This is a genomic window from Streptomyces sp. NPDC057002 (assembly GCF_042673825.1).
GTDB lineage: Bacteria > Actinomycetota > Actinomycetes > Streptomycetales > Streptomycetaceae > Streptomyces.
This window is the reverse complement of record NZ_JBHURZ010000003.1, coordinates 769259-788522: the sequence shown is the minus strand read 5'-3', so window position 1 is coordinate 788522 and position 19264 is coordinate 769259. Positions and strand designations below refer to the sequence as shown.

At 70.0% G+C, this 19264-nt stretch carries 16 protein-coding genes; 4 read left to right on the top strand and 12 right to left on the bottom strand.

What is annotated here, in order from left to right; all coding sequences use genetic code 11:
• The first annotated feature begins 105 nt into the window (after positions 1-105).
• Together ACFT32_RS18395 and ACFT32_RS18390 are read left to right on the top strand one after the other, a co-directional pair.
• A complete protein-coding gene (locus ACFT32_RS18395; protein WP_382490157.1) occupies positions 106-1383 on the top strand; it encodes an amino acid deaminase in 1278 nt (425 codons plus the stop codon).
• Between the two features lie 12 nt (positions 1384-1395).
• Positions 1396-3009: an amidohydrolase family protein gene (locus ACFT32_RS18390; RefSeq protein WP_382490155.1), complete on the top strand. Its 1614-nt coding sequence runs from the start codon at positions 1396-1398 to the stop codon at positions 3007-3009.
• Positions 3010-3031: 22 nt separating this feature from the next.
• Here the strand turns inward: ACFT32_RS18390 and ACFT32_RS18385 are convergent, their stop codons facing one another.
• Positions 3032-3958: a serine protease gene (locus ACFT32_RS18385; RefSeq protein WP_382490153.1), complete on the bottom strand. Its 927-nt coding sequence runs from the start codon at positions 3956-3958 to the stop codon at positions 3032-3034.
• Positions 3959-4120: 162 nt separating this feature from the next.
• Positions 4121-4795: a hypothetical protein gene (locus tag ACFT32_RS18380; protein WP_382490151.1), complete on the bottom strand. Its 675-nt coding sequence runs from the start codon at positions 4793-4795 to the stop codon at positions 4121-4123.
• Positions 4796-4921: 126 nt separating this feature from the next.
• Here ACFT32_RS18380 and ACFT32_RS18375 point away from each other — a divergent pair, with 126 nt between their 5' ends.
• Complete coding sequence (locus ACFT32_RS18375) at positions 4922-6133, top strand: pyridoxal phosphate-dependent aminotransferase (protein ID WP_382490149.1); 1212 nt, start codon at positions 4922-4924, stop codon at positions 6131-6133.
• A 111-nt stretch (positions 6134-6244) separates the two neighbouring features.
• Positions 6245-6661, top strand: coding sequence for a hypothetical protein (locus tag ACFT32_RS18370; protein ID WP_382490147.1), 417 nt, complete (start codon positions 6245-6247; stop codon positions 6659-6661).
• Positions 6662-6844: 183 nt separating this feature from the next.
• On the opposite strand, the gene ACFT32_RS18365 is transcribed toward ACFT32_RS18370, so the two are convergent.
• From ACFT32_RS18365 to ACFT32_RS18320, 10 genes are all read right to left on the bottom strand, one after another.
• On the bottom strand, positions 6845-8083 hold the full coding sequence (locus tag ACFT32_RS18365; RefSeq protein ID WP_382490145.1) for an ABC transporter permease: 1239 nt from the start codon (positions 8081-8083) through the stop codon (positions 6845-6847).
• Complete coding sequence (locus ACFT32_RS18360; RefSeq protein ID WP_382490143.1) at positions 8080-8790, bottom strand: ABC transporter ATP-binding protein; 711 nt, start codon at positions 8788-8790, stop codon at positions 8080-8082. The genes ACFT32_RS18365 and ACFT32_RS18360 overlap by 4 nt, the downstream gene beginning before the upstream one ends.
• Positions 8787-9986 (bottom strand): HlyD family efflux transporter periplasmic adaptor subunit, encoded by a 1200-nt coding sequence (locus tag ACFT32_RS18355; protein ID WP_382490141.1) that lies wholly within the window; start codon positions 9984-9986, stop codon positions 8787-8789. Before ACFT32_RS18355 ends, ACFT32_RS18360 begins: the two co-directional genes overlap by 4 nt.
• A 62-nt stretch (positions 9987-10048) precedes the next feature.
• Positions 10049-10957 carry a hypothetical protein gene (locus ACFT32_RS18350; protein WP_382490139.1) on the bottom strand — a complete coding sequence of 303 codons (909 nt, stop codon included), beginning with the start codon at positions 10955-10957 and terminating at the stop codon, positions 10049-10051.
• 30 nt (positions 10958-10987) lie between these two features.
• Positions 10988-11452: a hypothetical protein gene (locus ACFT32_RS18345; protein ID WP_382490137.1), complete on the bottom strand. Its 465-nt coding sequence runs from the start codon at positions 11450-11452 to the stop codon at positions 10988-10990.
• Between the two features lie 59 nt (positions 11453-11511).
• Positions 11512-12285, bottom strand: a complete 774-nt coding sequence (locus ACFT32_RS18340) for a hypothetical protein (protein WP_382490136.1) — start codon at positions 12283-12285, stop codon at positions 11512-11514.
• Positions 12282-12740: a hypothetical protein gene (locus ACFT32_RS18335; RefSeq protein WP_382490134.1), complete on the bottom strand. Its 459-nt coding sequence runs from the start codon at positions 12738-12740 to the stop codon at positions 12282-12284. The genes ACFT32_RS18340 and ACFT32_RS18335 overlap by 4 nt, the downstream gene beginning before the upstream one ends.
• A 10-nt stretch (positions 12741-12750) precedes the next feature.
• A complete protein-coding gene (locus ACFT32_RS18330) occupies positions 12751-14988 on the bottom strand; it encodes a glycoside hydrolase domain-containing protein (protein WP_382490132.1) in 2238 nt (745 codons plus the stop codon).
• 408 nt (positions 14989-15396) lie between these two features.
• On the bottom strand, positions 15397-17130 hold the full coding sequence (locus tag ACFT32_RS18325; RefSeq protein WP_382490130.1) for an Ig-like domain repeat protein: 1734 nt from the start codon (positions 17128-17130) through the stop codon (positions 15397-15399).
• Between the two features lie 239 nt (positions 17131-17369).
• On the bottom strand, positions 17370-19199 hold the full coding sequence (locus ACFT32_RS18320) for a phosphoenolpyruvate carboxykinase (GTP) (protein WP_382490128.1): 1830 nt from the start codon (positions 19197-19199) through the stop codon (positions 17370-17372).
• Positions 19200-19264: the final 65 nt, after the last annotated feature.

Here is a 19264-nt window from a genome sequence, read left to right as displayed (position 1 = left end):
GCGTGGTCGTTTCATTGACCGGGGGTGGCCGAGATGTTAGACAGCGTTCAGCGACATACGCAATGCAGATTGCAGAGAATGCAACACAGCTGATCAGGAGGCTCCATGACAGCCGACACCGCCGCCGAGTCCCTCGCCCGGCTCGCCGCCGAGCGCGTCGACCACCGCTTCAAGGGCCTTCCGCCGGACGCCGACGGCCTGACCGTGGGCGAGCTGGCCGCCCAGCGCCGCAACCTCTTCACCGGCGGCTTCGCCACGCCTGTGCTCGCGCTGTCCGCCGAGCGCCTGGAGCACAACCTGAAGCTCATGGAGACGTACGCGGTCCGGCACGGCCTGGCCTTCGCGCCGCACGGCAAGACCTCCATGGCACCGCAGCTGTTCCAGCGGCAGATCGAGCACGGGGCGTGGGGCATCACGCTGGCGGTGCCCCACCAGGTGCGGGTGGCGCGTGCCTTCGGGACCCGGCGGGTGTTCCTGGCGAACGAGCTGGTCGACCCGGCGGCCCTGCGCTGGGTCTCCGCAGAGCTCGACGCCGACCCGGACTTCCGCTTCGTCTGCTACGTCGACTCCGTGCGCGGGGTGGAACTGATGGACGCGGCCCTGAGCGGTTCCGTGCGGCCGGTGGACGTCGTCGTCGAACTCGCCGCCGGGGAGGGCGCCCGGACCGGGGTCCGTACGGAGGCGGAGTGCGCGGCGGTCGCGGACGCGGTGGCGGGCAGCCGGACCCTGCGGCTCGTCGGTGTCGCGGGCTACGAGGGCGAGGTGCCGAAGGCCGATTCGGAGCGGGTGACGGCGTGGCTGCGGCGGCTGGTCGCGCTCGCCGCCGGCTTCGACGAGGCCGGGCGCTTCGAGGGCCTGGACGAGATCGTCGTCAGCGCGGGCGGCAGCGCCTGGTTCGACGCCGTCGCCGAGGTCTTCGCGGAGATCCCCGAACTCTCCCGTCCCGTGCTGAAGTTGCTGCGCTCGGGCGCCTACGTCTCGCACGACGACGGCCACTACCGCAAGCTGACCCCGTTCAACCGGGTCCCCGAGGAGGGCGCCCTGGAGCCGGCGTTCCGGCTGTGGACGCAGGTGGTGTCGCGACCCTCCGCCGAGCAGGCCTTCGTCAACGCGGGCAAGCGGGACGCGGCCTACGACCTCGATCTGCCCTTCGCCCAGGCGATCCGCCGGGACGGCGCCGAGCGCCCGGCCACCGGGGTGTCGGTGACCGGCCTGTCCGACCAGCACGCCTGGCTGAGCACCACGCCGGAGGCGGATCTGGAGGTCGGGGACTGGGTCGGTCTGGGTCTGTCCCATCCGTGCACGTCGTTCGACAAGTGGCAGCTGATCCCGGTCGTGGCGGCGGACGGCACGGTCGTCGACTACGTCCGTACGTTCTTCTAGGAGGCCCGCGCGATGGAAGAGCTCGTCATCCGGGACGCGGAGGTCGTGGACGGCTCCGGCGGACCCTCGTACCGGGCCGATGTCGTGGTCGACGGCGGCCGGATCGTCCAGATCGTCAAGGAGGCCGCGGCCGCCGGCTGCCAGCGGCCGCAGGCGCGCCGGGAGCTGGACGCGGAGGGGCTGGTCCTCTCCCCCGGCTTCGTCGACATGCACGCCCACAGCGACCTGGCCCTGCTGCGCGACCCCGACCACAGCGCCAAGGCCGCGCAGGGCGTCACCCTGGAGGTCATCGGCCAGGACGGACTGTCGTACGCGCCGGTCGACGACCGCACGCTCGGCGAGGTGCGCCGGGCGATCGCCGGGTGGAACGGCTCCGGCGACGACATCGACTTCGACTGGCGTTCCGTCGGCGAGTATCTGGACCGGCTGGACCGCGGGATCGCGGTCAACGCGGCCTATCTGATCCCCCAGGGCACGGTCCGCGCGCTCGCCGTCGGCTGGGAGGACCGTGAGGCGACCCCCGAAGAGCTCGACCGGATGCGGCGGTTGGTGGCCGAGGGCATGGAGCAAGGCGCCGTGGGCATGTCGTCCGGGCTGACGTACACGCCCGGCATGTACGCGCAGGACGCCGAACTGACCGAGTTGTGCCGGGTGGTGGCGTCGCACGGCGGCTACTACTGCCCGCACCACCGCTCCTACGGCGCGGGCGCCCTGGAGGCGTACCGGGAGATGGTCGCCCTGACCCGGGAGGCGGGCTGCTCCCTGCATCTCGCCCACGCCACCATGAACTTCGGCGTGAACAAGGGCCGGGCGCCGGAACTGCTGTCCCTCCTGGACGAGGCGCTGGCGGCCGGGGCCGACATCAGCCTCGACACCTACCCCTACACCCCTGGCTGTACGACGCTGGCGGCCATGCTGCCGAGCTGGGCGAACGAGGGCGGCCCGGAGGCGGCCCTGAAGCGGCTGGCGGACGAGGAGACGGCGGCGCGGATCCGGCACGACCTGGAGGTCACGGGCTCGGACGGCTGTCACGGCGTGCCCATCGAGTGGGACACCATCGAGATCTCGGGCGTGGGCGATCCGGCCCTGGCCGGGTTCGTCGGCCGGACGGTCCGGGAGTCGGCGGACGAGCGGGACGAGGACCCCTGGACGACCGCGCGCGGACTGCTGCTGGCCGACCGGCTGGCCCCGACGATCCTCCAGCACGTCGGCCACGAGGAGAACGTCCGGGCGATCATGCGCCACCGGGTGCACACCGGCGGCTCGGACGGCATCCTCCAGGGCGCCAAGCCGCACCCGCGCGCCTACGGCACGTTCCCGCACTACCTCGGGCACTACGTGCGGGAGTTGGGGGTGCTGTCGCTCGAGGAGTGCGTCGCGCACCTCACCTCGCGCCCGGCGGCCCGGCTGAGGCTTCCGGACCGGGGCCTGGTGCGCGAGGGGTACGTCGCGGACCTGGTCCTCTTCGATCCGGCGACGGTAGCGGCGGGGTCCTCCTTCTCCGAACCCCGCACGCTCCCGACGGGCATCCCGTACGTCCTGGTCGACGGCCGCCTCGTGATCGAGGACGGCCGGCGTACGGACGTGCTGGCGGGCCGGGCGGTGCGCGGAACCGCTCGGGCGTGACCGCCCGGCCCGGCACCCTGCCTTACGGCTTGGGCAGGGTGCAGCCGCTCGCGTGCAGGTCGAGCTTGCTGTCGGTGCCGAAGCAGGCCGGGACCTGGTAGGTCTGCTGGGCGTAGTTGATGCCCTTGCGGACGGTCACCTCACCGTTCGCGTCGACCTCACAGGGGTTGTTCACCGTGCAGCGCTCGCCGTCCTCGTTGCCGGTGTTGTTGATCGCGACGACCTTGCCGGTGGCCTGGTCGACGACGGGCGAGCCGGACGTGCCGCCGATGGTGTTGCAGGCGGAGGTGTAGCGGACCGAGTCCTTGAAGGTCCAGTCGCCTTCCTTGAGGTTGTGGGCGAACCCGTCGATGTCGCAGCTGTAGATCCGCTTCCAGTAGCCCGAGGGGATGCTGATGGCGGTGCCGGCGACCGGGTGCGAGTCGTTCAGCGTCAGCGCGTTGATGCCGTACGAGCTCTTGATCTGCCCGTACGTGGTGGTGAGCTGGTAGAACGCGACGTCCGTGTCGGTCATCGTGCCGTACGCGAGCTTGGCGGCGCGCAGGGTGGCCACGCGCGAGCCGGAGGAGTTGAGCAGGCCGAAGGTACGGCTGGAGGCCTGGTCGACGCGGACCTCGCCCGGCTCGGGCATGCCGCCGTCCAGACAGTGACCGTTGGTCATCACCAGCGCCGGGTCGTTGTCCTCGGCGTCCGGCATGCGGACGACGGAGCCGGAGCAGTTGCTGAGCGCGACGGTGCCGGCGAAGTTCACAGCCTTGGCCGACGGGCTCCTGAGCCCGGACAGGGTCTCCGTTGCGGACGTGACCACGTCCGTGACGGCGGACGTGACCTTGCCCGTGTCCGCGGCCTTGCCGACGCCCTGGGGGGCGGCATCGGCAGCGGTCGCGGGAGCCGCGCCGGCCCCGGCTATCGCCAGGGCGAAGAACGCGGCGGCGAGAGGTTTTCTCATGGGGGGTCCCCTCTTGCGACGGAGGCGGCCGGAAAACTTCCGGCCGCCCGCAGTGTTGTCATGCACATTGTGATCGTCGCAAGGCGGGCAGGGCAAGGAGTTGTTCTCCGCACGGCCCCGGCCCGTTCGGCCTGACCCTACTCAACGGTTCTGACAGACGGGTTACTTGGGGCCCTTGGTGCCGTCGGGGCCGCGTCCGGGATTCTCCCCGGACCTGCCCGGGGCCGACGTGGAGACGGAGGGCGTGGAGGTGCCGGCCGTGCTGCCGGCCGAAGGACTCGCGGCGTCCGTCCCCGACTCGGACGGGGTGCGGCTCGCCGCCGTGGAGGGGCTCGCGGACGCGGCACCGGACGGCTCGTCACCATCCGCCGGCCGGTCGGCGAGCGGAGCCCCGGGAGTCGAGGCAGCACCCGTGCCGGCGGGTGGCACCGTCGGCTCCCCCGCCGCCGGACCCGTACGGCCGCCCTCGCCACCGCGCTCCCCGCCGGAGGGCGCGTTCGAGAAGGAGAGACCGGCGATCAGCGCGGCCACCGAAACGGCGCCCACGGCTCCGGCCGCGACCGCCACACGGCGCGCACGCCACGGCCCCGGCCGGCGCCGGGAGCGGTGGCCCGCACCGGACCGGCCACGCGCCGGCACCGGCGGCAGCTCGCGCGTGTCGTCCGTGCCGCCCCGCGGGTCACGGGGGTCGTGGACGTCCTGCCATCCGTGCGCCGCCGCCGGATCGGCGTACGCGTCGTAGGCCGGGGGCGGAGCGGCCCGCGGCAGATACACGTTCGACCGCGCCTGGGGCTCGCCGCTCGTAGCCCCTTCGGAGTATTCGGATGGCCTGGACATGGCGGCGAATTCTAGGCATCGAAGGTGCTGGTGGGACAGCGAGCGGCGATATCTGCCCACATCGGCACGTCTCACGTGGCGGAAAACACGAGCCGCAGGGCATTACCGGGCCGTAAGCTCCCTGACATGCAGGTGATCCAGTCGACCAAGCTCGCCAACGTCTGTTACGAGATCCGGGGCCCGGTGCTCGAGGAGGCGATGCGACTGGAAGCCGCCGGTCACCGCATCCTCAAGCTCAACACCGGCAACCCGGCGGCGTTCGGCTTCGAATGTCCGCCCGAGATCCTGGAGGACGTCCTCCGGAACGTGTCCTCGGCACACGGGTACGGGGACGCCAAGGGACTGCTGGCCGCACGCCGCGCGGTCGTCATGCACAACCAGACCCTCGGTATCGAGACGGACGTCGAGCACGTCTTCATCGGCAACGGCGTCTCCGAGCTGATCGTGATGGCGATGCAGGGGCTGCTCGACGACGGCGACGAGGTGCTCGTCCCCGCGCCCGACTACCCGCTGTGGACCGCCGCCGTCTCCCTGTCCGGCGGCACCGCCGTGCACTACCGGTGCGACGAGCAGGCCGACTGGATGCCGGACCTGGCCGACATCGAGCGCAAGGTCACCGACCGCACCAAGGCGATCGTGATCATCAACCCGAACAACCCGACCGGGGCCGTCTACGACGAGGCGATGATCAAGGGGCTCACCGACATCGCCCGCCGTCACAACCTGCTGGTCTGCTCGGACGAGATCTACGACAAGATCCTCTACGACGAGGCCACGCACACCCCGACCGCCGCCGTCGCCCCCGATCTGCTCACCCTCACCTTCAACGGCATGTCGAAGGCGTACCGGGTCGCCGGATACCGCGTCGGCTGGATGTCGATCTCCGGGCCGCGCGCCCACGCGGACTCCTACATCGAGGGCCTGACGATCCTCGCGAACATGCGGCTGTGCGCGAACATGCCGGGCCAGCACGGCGTGGTCGCGGCGCTCAGCGGACGCCAGACGATCAACGACCTGGTGCTGCCGGGCGGCCGACTGCGCGAGCAGCGTGACGTGGCGTACGAGCTGCTGACCCAGATCCCGGGCGTGACCTGCGTGAAGCCGAAGGGGGCGCTGTACCTCTTCCCGCGGCTCGACCCCAAGGTCTTCAAGATCAAGGACGACCGGCGTATGGTCCTGGACCTGCTCCGGCGCGAGAAGATCATGGTGGTCCAGGGCACCGGCTTCAACTGGCCGGAGCCGGATCACTTCCGGGTGGTGACCCTGCCGTCGGTCGGCGACCTGCGGGACGCGATGGGCCGGATCGGGCACTTCCTGGACGGCTACAGCCAGCCCTGACGGGAGACCGCGCTCACACTGCGTGTGCAGCCGGTCCGGTTTTGTGAACAACTCAACTTTAGACGAAATCTAAGCTAGGATGGCTTCCTGAAGCACTCAGGAGGCCGTCCCATGTACGAACCGATCCGCGCCAAGTCGGTCCACAGCACGATGGCCGGCACCCCCGCCGATTTCCCCCACCGATCGCGTGAGGAAGAGCTGGACATCCAGCTCGCGGGCCATCTCGCCGCGCTGCTCGCCGTCACGGACGAACTGCGCACCGCGGCGCCGTCGGCCGGCCTGGACGCCTCGGCGGAGCGGCTCACGGAGCAGGTGGCCCGGCTGAGGGGTGGGCGTACGCCGGTCCGCGCGCCCAGGGGCCGCCGCGAGCGGAGCGCCGTGGCGCTCCACCGGCGGGCGCATGCCCTGGCGGGGCGTGCGCTGGTCGTCGCCGCGTCCCGTGCCGATACGGCCGCCGCCATCCTTGCCGCCGAGTGCATGGATGCCCACTCGGCGGCTCTGGAGCCGCGAACCCTCGCGTCCCACTGAGCCCGTCACGGGCTCCCTTCGACGGCCCCGGTCCGCGCGCACCCGCAGCGACGCGCGGACCGGGTGCCACAGCACTGCGTTGGCTTGAGCCGATTGTCGCCGTCGGGGTGTCGCCCGTGGGTGGGTGCGGGTGGAGTGTGGCTTGTCGCGCAGTTCCTCGCGCCCCTGAGGGGCGCTGACCGCTCAGCGGCGCAGTGCTTCGACGGGTGGGATTCGGGAGGCTCTCCATGCCGGGTAGAGGCCGGCGATCAGGCCGGCGATCAGGCCCAGTGTCGGGGCGGCGGCCAAGGTGGCGGGGTCGATCACCGGTGTCCACTGCTTCGCCGCGGCGACGGTGACCACGACGACCGTGCCGATCGAGGTGCCGACGAGGCCTCCGAGGAGGCCGAGCGCCGCGGACTCGGTCAGGAACTGCAGGGTGATGTGAACGCCGCGCGCGCCCAGAGCGCGTCGCAGGCCGATCTCTCCGGTTCGTTCCAGCACCGCCACCAGCGTGGTGTTCGCGATTCCGACGGCCCCGATGATGAGGCACACCCCTGCGAGGAGCAGGAACAGCTGGCTCAGGTCGTCGCTGACCGCGGTGCGCAGGGACCGCGGGTCCGGAGGCGGTGTCACCTTGAAGTACTCGGGGTGGTCCGGGCGCAGGGCGACTGCCGCCTCGTCCGCGATCTGGCCGGCCGCACCGAGCCGAGTCGAGATCAGCATCTGCGCCCCCTCGTCCGTGGGGGCTCCCCACGTCCGTTCGGCCACCGAACGCGGCACCGTGATGGACATCAGAAGCTCCGGCTTCCGCTCGACGTCCTTCAGGATGCCGATCACGGTGAAGGCGGTGTTGCCGATGAAGACGGCGGGATGCGTGCGCAGCGTGGTGATACCGAGACGTGCCGCGGTGGCCTGGCCGATCACGGCGACCGCCTGGTGATGCGTGTCATGGAAGCCGTCGAATGCCCTGCCTTCGACGAACCGGGCTTGTGACGCCTGCCAGATACCGGGAGAGGCGGCGATCACCTGTGTCTGGGCGTCGACACTGTTGGCCGAGCCGACGGGGGCGGCCCGCACCGCTTCTTGTGGCCCGAGCCGGACACTCCAGGAGACACCCGCGGCGAGCGCGCCGTTCAGTCGGGCGATGCGGGCGTCGGCGTCCTGCGGGAACGACAGATCGCGTGCCGCGGCGTTACCGGACCCGATGTCCGTGACGCTGACCTCGGTGGCCGTCAGCGAGTTGAACCGGTTGTCGATCTGCGAAGTGGCTGTCCCGGTGAGCCCCAGGACCGCGATGAAGGCGCCGACACCGAGAACGGTTCCGAGGGCGGTGAGTACCGACCGGGCCGGTCGCTGAAGCATGCCGGCCACGGCTTCGGACAGCAGATCGCGTACGGCCAGCCGGGACCGTTCCGGGGCGCTCGGCCGGTCCGTCGTCATGCCGCCCCCGACCGCTGGCCGGAGTCATGGAGAACGCCGTCGCGGATCGTGACGGTGCGTCGGCCATGCTCGGCGACCTGAGGATCATGGGTGATCACGACGATGGTCATGCCGTCGCGATGCAGGGCGTCCAGCAGTTCCAGCAGGGATGCGGACGTGGCGGAGTCCAGATTCCCTGTCGGCTCGTCACACAGCAGGAGTGAGGGCTCCCCCACCAGGGCGCGCGCGACCGCGACGCGCTGGCGTTCGCCGCCCGACATCTGGGTCGGGAGCGCCGTAGCACGGTGTGCCAGGCCCACGCGCTCCAGGACCGCGGCAGCGCGCGCACGGCGCTCCCGCCGGGGAACGGCCCGGTAGACCATGGCCAGTTCGACGTTCTCCAGCGCACTGCGATGGGGAAGGAGATGGAAGGCCTGGAAGACGAACCCGATCCGTTCACCGCGCAGAGCAGCCAGACGCGAGGCGCTCAAGGCCGCCGTGTCGATCCCGTTCAGCAGGTACCGGCCCTGCGTGGGGGCGTCCAGGAGCCCCGCGATGTTCAGCAGGGTGGACTTGCCCGAGCCCGACGGCCCCACCACGGTGACGAACTCCCCGTCGGCGATGCGCAGATCGCAGGGACGCAGGGCGTCGACGGCCGGAGGACCTGGGTATCTGAGCCCGACGCCACGGAACTCGATGACCGCGCTGTCCTTGGTGGTCGTGGTCACGGCCGGCCCGCAGTCGCTCTCATCTGCACGCCTACGACCACCCGGGCACCGGCCTCGAGACGCGCGCCCTTCCGCGGAACGATCTCCACGAATCCGTCCCCTGATACACCGACGGTGACGGGAATCCGGCGCTCCTTCCGCCCTGTCCTCTCGGTGACGCTGGTCAGACCGTCGGCGCCGGTCGAGACGGCCGACGAGGGCACGGCGAGGACCTTCCCCCGGGACGAGGCCGCCACAACGGTCAGTTGCACATTCTCGCCGTTCATTTTCATGGGCAAGGGCCGGGACGGTGCCACCTTGACCGTGTACTTCTGCTCGCCCGACTCCTCGCCGCCGTCTTTCGCGGACGCGCGTTCCAAGGCGACGGACTCCACTTTTCCGCTGAACTCGCGGCCCGCCGTATCGGAGTAGATCCGCACCTTCTGGCCCGCGCGAATCATCCCCTTCTCCTGCGGTGTCACGGAACCCTCGACGGTGAGCGCACCGGAGGACAGGGACAGCAGATTCTCCCCGGCTTCGTCCCCCACTCTGGTGTGCACTTCCTCGACGTACGCGGGGAAGGACCGGACGAAGACCACTTCCGACATCGGAAAGGTGGGAAGGGAGCGAGGCGGGGCCTCCTCGGGCTTCGCCGTCGGGGAAGGCGATGCGTCGGGTTGTGGAGCCTCGGGTTGTGGCGCCTCGGCCAGGCTCACGGGAGCCTCGGTAACCGGCACTTCGTAACCGATGGAGCGATAGAAGGACGTCAGGGCCTGTTCGGTGCCCGGGCCGAAGACTCCTGAGAGGTCGGTCCCCGTGGGGTGGCCGGAGCCCCGGAGCGCCGCCTGGAGCTGGGCGACGTCTTCGCCGCGCTTGCCGGGCACGAGGTCACGGTAGGCGGGTACGGCGCCCTCGAGGACGAACAGCGGACGACCCGAGACTTCGAGCAGCACCTGCCCGGCAGTGAGCTTCCGGCCGGGAGCGGACTTGACCTTCGTCACCACTGACCGGCCGGCGTCTTCGCCCGCTCGGGGCCCGGAGGAGATGTCGGTGCGCTGGGAAGACGTGACCTTCCCACGGGTGATCAGGGCCTGGGAGATCACCCGGTCCTCCACTTCCGCCGTGAGGATGTCCGGCGGCGGAGGCGCCGTGTCCGCGGCGACCTGCGCCGGAGACTTGATGAGAAGGGCAGCGCCCGCGCCCGCTCCCGTGCACACGAGACATGCCAGAACCAGGAAACCGAGAGCTTTTCGACGCTGAGCGAGGCCGCGAGAGCGCATCAGGATCCCGCTATGACATCGGCGGCCTTCTTCACGGCCGAGTTCAGGGACTTTTTCTCCCCGTTCAACCGCTCGGCTCCCGACTCGATCTCCTCTTTCTGCATCGCCACCTCGGCGTCGAACCAGACCTTGGCGACCTTGGTCTTGTCCCGACAGGAGATGTCGGCGGTCGCGGTCCTGATTTCGAGCGGCGTGACGCTCTGCGAACCGAACTGCGGGTCATCGCTGGCGTCGAGCGGCCGCGCGTAGGTGAAACCGCTCTTCTTCATGCAGGCCGACCAGGCCTCGAACGCTTCGACGACCTCGGGGATCTGCTGGGACTGGGCGAAGGTCTCGTTGCTGATCGTCTGGGCGATCGTGGTGTTCGCACCACCGGCGGAGATCTTCCGGTCGGCCTCGCCGAGGCAGCCGCCTTCCGGTACGGGCTTGCCCCCTACCTCCTTGACGCCGCCCTCCAGGGCCCGCGTATCCGGGCCGGAACCCGACGTACCGTCCAGGGCACCCTTTTCGACGGCCTGGTCGTAGGCTTCCTGCTCCTCGGCCGCCGGCTTGTATCCCCGCTCCTCGGCGAGCGCCATGTCGTGAATCCCGTAGCGCCAGTCGACCAAGGTCTTGCCGCCCAGACGTGGCAGGTCGGCAGCCGGCTGCCAGGAGAAGCCGAAACCCTTCATGCAATCGCCGACGAGTATCTTCCGGGCCTGCGAGATCTGCTTTCGCTCGGTCTCCGACGGCAGGTACCCCTCGATCGGGAGCACCCATGTCGCAGGATCGGCCGCGTCGAACGGAACCGTGGGCTTCGGTGTCGCCACCGACGGATTCGCCGTGGTCGCATCGCCCGAACAACCGGCAAGTGATACCAGAGTTGCCGCGATCAACAGCGAACCGACGCCTGCTCGCGTGGCCTTCATGCGCATGGGGAGGGTACCTGCCGTTGGAATTTAGAGCGTCTGCCAGGCGAACGAGGCGTTCTCGTTCTTGGTCACCGAGAGGTTGGTCTGAGAACGCGGGCTGGACCAGTCAGCGGAGCCCTTGTAACCACTGTTGTAATAGGTCACGGCGTAATACGTCGAGTGCTTGTTCTTCACCGACGCGGCGTTGTTCTTGATGCCCTGCAGGTTCCCGTTTCCGCCGTGGCAGAAGTTCAGCGGCTGCGTGCCGCCCTGCGGAGCACCGCCGATCCGCTCGTCAGCGAAATCCCAGACGCTGTAGCCGACGTTGCGGTAAGCGCCGCCGTAGTTCGAGTTGTAGTAGATCGCGTACTTGAAATCGGACGCTGCCTGAGACTTTTGGCAGGCTTCGGGGCTCGTCTGATTCTCGAACCCCGTGTTGGCATGGGCGGACGGGGTCACAAAAGCCCCCATCGCCACGGCGGCCGCTGCCACGAGGGTCAACTTTCTCTTCACTGCCTTCTCCTTGGTGGTCGACTGCAAACTCGGAAGCCCGGGCCGCGCCCGACGCGGCGTCAGGCCGCCTTCCGCTGGCGGCGGGCGAGGGCCTCGGCGGCCGAGCGGCGGCCCTTCTCGTGGACGTCCACGAGGGTGCCGGCGCTCTCGCCCGCGGTCCCCTCGCCGCCGGCGCGGAGGCGTTCGGCGACCGCGGTCAGGCGCTTGTCGTCGGGGCCGACGGCGAGATAGAAGAGCGCCTCGTCGACGGCACGGTCGTCGCCGCCCCAGCGGACCACGCCGTCGAGTTCGGCGAGGATGTCGCGCAGCACCGCGAGTTCCAGGGGGAAGTAGCCGCCCTTGGCGCCGGCCGGGTAGTGGCCGGGCCGGATACGGACGGCGGTGCCGGAGGCCAGGTTGCGGGCGGGCCCGCGCAGCCCCTTCGGAGCGGTCCAGCCGACGGCCTCACCGGGCTGGAGCTCGGCGATCTCGTAGTGGAAGCGGCGGACGAGGTGGACCAGGACCGTCTCGGGAGCGCCGAGCCGGATCTGGAGGTCCTTCACCGGGGTGCCGGGCACGGGCCGGGTGGCGATGGATCCGCCCTGGTCGGCGGCGGTCTCCATGTCCCACCCGTTGACCGAGTCGGCCCCGGCGAGGAGCCGCTCGTTACGGGCCTCGGCCCGGGCGACGCCCTCGCGGACCGCCTTGGGGAAGGTGTAGTCCCGCGGCTCGGCGGCGTACGCGGGGGTGGCCAGGGCCTGCGAGTACGGGACCGCCGCGGCGGCGGCGGCGGTGACGGCGGCGGCACGCAGCAGGAAGCCTCTGCGGGACAGCGGGGCGGGAGCGTCGCTCACGTGGTCCTCTTCTCGGGATGCTCGGGTGTGGTGGTGCGGCGGTGTTCGGCGAGGGCGATCAGAGCGAGCGTCACCGCGATCACCGCACAGACCGTCATCACGGGCGCGATGAAGCCGGGGACGGCCGCCGCGTACGAACCACCTGACGACATGCGGCAGTCGAGGGCGGGCGGCAGGTAGGACACGCTGTAGCCGCTCACCTGCCCGTACAGCGAAGGGTTCGCGTCCTGGCAGGCCTGGGCGGTGCCGCTCTCGTCGAGGAAGAGCGACACCAGGCCCCAGACCCAGGCGATCGCGGCGAGGGCCCCGGCGAGCGCGGCGCCGCCGCGTGCCACGGCCCCCGGGCCGCCCCTGCCGATCGCCGGCAGGCCGTACCCGACGAGACCGAAGGCGGTCACGGCGGCGACGACGATGCAGAGCAGCAGGGGCAGGGCGGCAGGGTACGAGGTGGTCATGGCGACCACCTCACCCGCCGGCGAGCTGCCGGACAAGGTTGTTGTACTTCTCGAAGATGTGGTACAGCCCCATGCGCTTGGCGGCATGAGCCTCGGCCTCGTCGCCCCAGCCCTGGTAGCGGCGGATGATCTCGAAGATCTCGCCCTCGGTGTAGTTGAGGCTCATGGCGCGGAGCTTGGTCTCGCCGGTCGGGGGGTTCTGGCCGCCGGGCTTGCCCGCGACTCCCCAGAGGTGCATCAGCGGCACGGTCCGCATGGTGAAGGCGTTGTCCTTGTTGACCCTCTGCCACATCGTCCAGATGTCGGCGTCCTTGGTCGGATCCAGACGGGTGCCGGTGACGAAGCCGTTGTCGATGCAGTGGTTCCAGGCGCGAATGCCGTTCGCGCCGCTGATCTGCCCGATGCCGGTCGAGGAGTCCTTTTTGATGCCGACGCCGTTGAGGTGGTACTGGGCGACCGCGTGGTCCACGCCCTGGTCGATGAGGTCGTAGTGCCGCATCTCCCAGTAGGCGGAGGTCTGGATCATCGCCTTGCGCATGTTGTACGCACGGGACAGCTGGGTGGTCTGTGCGTCGTGCGACATGATCGTCTCGAAGCACTGGGTGTGCGTGAAGAGACGCGCTTCGGTGCCGGTGCCGCCGTCGTCCTCGTAGCCGATGTCGCGCATGTAGCGGCTGAGGTCCGCGTGCAGCGCGTTGAGGAAGGTGCCGTCGAAGCCGACGTCGGGGCGCGGCGGCCGGGGCGCGTTGAAGGAGCCCTGGCCGGTGTCGCGTCCGGAGGCGATGTTGACGTCGATCTCGATGGAGCCGGCGCCGGAGCCGACGGTACGGGTGACGATCTGGTCGTACGCCCAGTCGGCGGGCAGCGGGTAGCCGAAGTTCCCGGAGAAACCGGAGGACATGTCGGAGACGAAGGAGGCGGTGGAGTGCCCGGCCTCGCCGACGCGGGTACAGACGTTGCGCGGCCCGTACACACCTACCGCGAACTCCGCCCCGTCGACGGCCAGCGCGTCCACGATGCCCTTGAAGTGCGGCAGGACGTTCGACGTCACCTCGTGGTCGAGCGCGTCGAAGTCGACGGCGAAGAAGATCCGGGTGCCGGGCTTGAAGCCGTGGTCGAGGGCGGCGTTGGCGGCGGCCTGGCCCGCGGCCCGTCCGGCGCCGTAGTTGAAGCCGGCGGCGTCCCTGCCGTACGTCTGATAGATCGGGAAGCAGCGCAGGCCGTTCGAGGCGATGGTGGCCAGCTCGCCGGGCTGGATGGCCTTCTCGGGGAGCGAGGTGGCGCTGGGGTTGGTGAGGTAGCGGCCTATGTACTTCACACCGGCCGCCTTGAGGGTGGCCGCGCGCGCGTCAGTGATCTTGGTGACGCCGTCGCAGGCCTCGCCGCTACGGCTCTGGTCGCCGTAGGAGACGAGGAGAGAGGCCCAGGTGGAGAAGTCACCCTTGCCGGTGACCGGGAGCTTCGCGAAGGACTGGAAGCTCGAGACGGCGGTGGAGACCGCGCTGGTGAAGTTGCCGAAGGCCACCGAGCGCTGGTTGAGGATCATCGCGCCGGTGAAGAGCCGTGCCCAGTTGCCGGAGCTGCCGACCGACAGGGTGTGCGACTTGAGTCCGGACTGGGTGCCGGGGCCGAAGACACCGTTGGCGACCCCGTCCGCCATCCCGATCTCGTACTGGACGGCGAAGAGCATCGACTTGGCGACATCGCGCGAGTGGTGGCCGTCGCAGGGGATGACGTAGTAGTCCTTGCGCAGGACGTACTGGCCGTTGAGCCACTGCTGCACCGCGCGAACCGCGTTGGAGCCGCCGCTGACGGTGACATAGGCGTCCATGTTGAACAGGCCCTTGATGACCTTCGGCCACAGTGCGCTGCCCGGGTAGACCGCGCTCAGCCCCATGTCGGCGTTGAGCTGGGTGACGGACTGCTGGACGCGGGCGCTGTAGGTACCGTCGATGGCGCTGCCGTCGTAGCCCTTGCAGTACAGGGCGGACTGGAGGATCCGGCAGAAGTCCGCGTGCGGCACGTTGTTGGCGTCGATCTTGCCGTACTTCTCCGCGATGGCCGCCAGGGTGGCCGGCCCGAAGCTGTTCGACAGATTGGTGATGCCCAGCTCGTACTGGAGCGCGCGCGTCAGGGCGTACATGGTGGGCCAGCCGGTCTGCCCGTTCTCCTCGACGGTCATGCCGATGCGGCTGCCGTACACGCGGTTGATGAAGACCTGGGCTTGACGCACCATCTCGTCGGCCATGAGGTGCCCTCTCAGCTGGTGGATGCGGGGCCGCGCCTGGACCGGGCGGCACTTGATGGGTGGAGCGGCACTGGGCGGGTGAGGTCCCGCCGTTCGGGCACCGGACACCTCCGGCCTCGGTGGGCACCGGCAGCCGGAGGGTCCGAGCGAAGGGCGGAGCGAAAGGCGGGGGTGGGATCAACGCCCTTGTGAAGTCTTTCGCTTGACCATTTCATAGCCCGGGCATCAGACGATCTTGGATTGATCCCAGCAATAGCACCCAGATCGGACCCGGCGAGCGACCAGTTGTGATGGACCCGTGCCCAAGGTGAGGCCGAATGTGCGCACAACCTTTCGCACGCTCAAGCGTCCCAACTGCGTGGACACATACGGAATGTGTGGCACCGTCACATCGGCGGTCGCCGTTCCCTAGCGCCTTACGTAGACCTCCGCCGACGCCGTCGATCCCTCGTGCAGGGCGTCACCCGGCCAGCTGACCGTGTAGGTCACGTCGCGGTGGGTGCGGGGGATGTCGTTGATGGTGAAGGTGCCGTCCGCGGCGACGGTCACCGACGAGAGCGTGCCGGTGCCGAGGCGGTCCTCGCGGACGACCTTGAGTACCGCCCGGTCCGCCAGGGGCTTGCCCTGGGCGGTGAAAGTGCCGGTGATCTCGATGCCGCCGGACATGGTGGCCTCGTCCGGGGCGGTGAGGGCGATCGCGCTGGAGGCCTTGCCCACCGTCACCGTGTGGGTGATGTCCGTGGCCGGACGGTGGGTCAGGTCGCCGAGGTAGGAGACGGTGTACGTGGCCTCGCCGAGCCGGTCGGGCTCGTCGAGGACCGTGAAGGTGCCGTCCGCCTTGACGGTGGCGGTGCCCAGGTCGTGGGTGCCGCTCGCGTCGGTGCGGGTCGCCTTGACCTTCAGCGGCTCGGTGGGCGCGGGCCCGTCGTGCTCCAGCCGGCCGCGCACGGCGAGCGGCTCGCCCGCCACGGCCTGGCCGGGGCTGTGGGTGAGGCCGCCGGTGAAACGGGCGTCGTACTGGACGGCGGGCGGCTTGATGATGTGCAGCCAGTACTGGCCGCCGGCCGCGTTGGTGGTGACCGCGAACAGCCGGGATCCGTCCGCCGCCCACTCCATGCCGCGCGGCACGACCCGGTCGCCGTCGAGGCTGCCCTCGAAGACGAACTCCAGCGGGGTGGTGGAGTCGCCCGGGTCGGCGGGCTGCACCAGCAGGTCGGGGACGGCACCCGTGGCGGAGGCGCCGCGCGCGATGTACTTGCCGTCGCCGCTGAAGGCGACCGCGCTGGCGGTGGCCCCGTCGGGCAGGGCCCGGTAGCCGGTCGCCGCGTCCGACAGGTCGCCGGTGTTCAGCAGCCTGGTGCCCGCGGTGGCGTCGGCGAGGGCGACCTTGCCGCCGTCGGCGGAGAACGCCAGGTCCTTGAGGTTCAGGGCGCCGTTGCCCTGGCCGTCGGCGAAGCGCCGTGCGGCGTTGCGCACGAGGGAGCCGTCACTGGTGTCGTACACGGCGAGGAAGGGGTCGGCCGCCTTCGCGTTGAGCGGCTGGCCCATGAGCATGCGGTCCCCGGCGCCGGCCTCCAGCAGCAGATCGCCGCTGTCGTTCCAGCCGGTGCGGGTGTGCGTGCCGTTCACGATCCCGTCGAGGTGGGTCTCGGCGGTGGCGCACTGGGAGGCCGAGGACGCGTAGGGCGTCGTGAACCAGGTCTGGCCGCCGGACTGGGCGACCTCCCGGCCGCAGGTGTCGGTGTTGGCGGAGGCGACGGTGGTGCGCTGGTAGGTGGTGGTGTCGTAGGCCTCGATACGGTCGCGCAGGCCCGCGTACAGCGTGTTGCCGTCGGCGCTGACCGCGAGGCCGGAGACATGGGCCTGGTTGGTGGTGAGCGTCGTGAGGCGCTCGCCCTCGAAGCTGTAGACGGCGATGGTGCCGGAGTTGAGGTAGTAGCCGACGTTGCTGTCCGCCACGAAGACGCGCTGGTGGACGTTGTCGACGGCCAGCGCCGAGTACGACGAGATCGGCAGCTTGGCCACGGCGTCCGAGGCCGCCGCGTGCGCCGCGGGTGCGGCGGCGACGGTCAGGCCGGTCCCCGCGAGTAACGCGGCGGACAGCGTGGCGGCGAGCCGTCTGGAACGGTGTGCGGTATTCAACTGTGCCCCCCACAGGCTGCTTTGAGAGCCCCACCGGGACCGGTGAGGCACCTGTAGAGCATGAAACAGGTGTGAAGATTCGGTGAGCAAGGGGGCGCGACGGGAACGACGAAGGCAGGGGCTCGCACGCCGTTGTGCGAACCCCTGCCTCCGGTACTGCTGTCACCGCGGCCGGCCGTGACGATGTTGCTGGTCAGGGCACTCTCGGTAGACCGGCCGCGGAGTCTTGGGTGCGGGTCTCAGCCCAGGCGCTTCACCAGCGCGCGGTACTCGTCCCACAGTTCCTTCGGCGTGTGGTCGCCGAAGGTGTTGAGGTGCTCGGGGACCAGGGCGGCCTCCTCGCGCCAGACCTCCTTGTCGACCGTGAGCAGGAAGTCCAGGTCGGCTTCGGACAGTTCGAGGCCGTCCGTGTCGAGGGCGCCCTTGGCGGGCAGGACGCCGATCGGCGACTCGACACCCTCGGCCGTGCCGTCCAGGCGCCCCACGATCCACTTCAGGACACGGGAGTTCTCGCCGAAGCCGGGCCACACGAACTTGCCCTGGTCGTCCTTGCGGAACCAGTTGACGTAGTAGATCTTCGGCAGCTTGGACTGGTCCTTGTCCTTGGCCACATCGATCCAGTGGGCCATGTAGTCGCCCATGTTGTAGCCGCAGAACGGCAGCATCGCGAACGGGTCGCGGCGCAGCTCGCCGACCTTGCCCTCGGCGGCGGCGGTCTTCTCGGAGGCCACGTTGGCGCCGAGGAAGACGCCGTGGTTCCAGTCGAAGGACTCCGTCACCAGCGGTACGGCGGTGGCGCGGCGGCCGCCGAAGAGGATCGCCGAGATCGGCACGCCCTTGGGGTCCTCCCACTCCGGCGCGATGATCGGGCACTGCGAGGCCGGGACGGTGAAGCGGGCGTTGGGGTGCGCGGCCGGAACGCCCGACTCGGGCGTCCAGTCGTTGCCCTTCCAGTCCGTCAGGTGGGCCGGAGTCTCCTCCGTCATGCCCTCCCACCAGATGTCGTTGTCGTCGGTGAGGGCGACGTTGGTGAAGACGGAGTTGCCCCAGAGCGTCTTCATCGCGTTGGCGTTGGTGTGCTCGCCGGTGCCGGGGGCGACACCGAAGAAGCCGGCCTCGGGGTTGATGGCGTAGAGCCGGCCGTCCTCGCCGAAGCGCATCCAGGCGATGTCGTCGCCGATGGTCTCGACCGTCCAGCCGGGGACGGTCGGCTCCAGCATGGCGAGGTTGGTCTTGCCGCAGGCGCTCGGGAAGGCCGCGGCGACGTACTTGGCCTCGCCGCGCGGCGGGGTGAGCTTGAGGACCAGCATGTGCTCGGCCAGCCAGCCCTCGTCACGCGCCATCACGGAGGCGATGCGCAGGGCGTAGCACTTCTTGCCGAGCAGGGCGTTGCCGCCGTAGCCGGAGCCGAAGGACCAGATCTCGCGGTCCTCGGGGAAGTGCGAGATGTACTTGGTCTGGTTGCAGGGCCAGGGGACGTCCTCCTGGCCGGGCTCCAGCGGGGCGCCCAGGGTGTGCACGGCCTTGACGAAGAAGCCGTCGGAGCCGAGCTCGTCCAGGACCGCCTGGCCCATGCGCGTCATCGTGCGCATGGCGACCGCGACGTACGCCGAGTCGGTGATCTCGACGCCGAGCGCGGACAGCGGCGAGCCGAGCGGACCCATGCAGAAGGGCACGACGTACAGGGTGCGGCCGCGCATCGAGCCGCGGAACAGGCCGCCCTGGCCCCCGGAACCCTGGAAGATCTCCCGCATCTCGGCGGGGGCCTTCCAGTGGTTGGTCGGGCCGGCGTCCTGCTCCTTCTCGGAGCAGATGAACGTCCGGTCCTCCACGCGGGCGACGTCGGTGGGGTCGGAGGCCGCGTAGTAGGAGTGGGGGCGCTTGATCGGGTCGAGTTTCCGGAAGGTGCCCTTCTGGACGAGCTCCCCGCACAGGCGCTCGTACTCGGCCTCGGATCCGTCACACCAGACCACGTTGTCCGGCTGGGTCAGCTCGGCGATCTCGTTGACCCACGAGATCAGCCCCTGGTGGGTGGTGGGGACGGTGGGAGCCGCGATATCGCGCGCCACGATTGCTCCTAAATGAGGGATTTTTGGTGATGTGGAGGCCCCGTGGGGGCTGCGACCCGGATGCT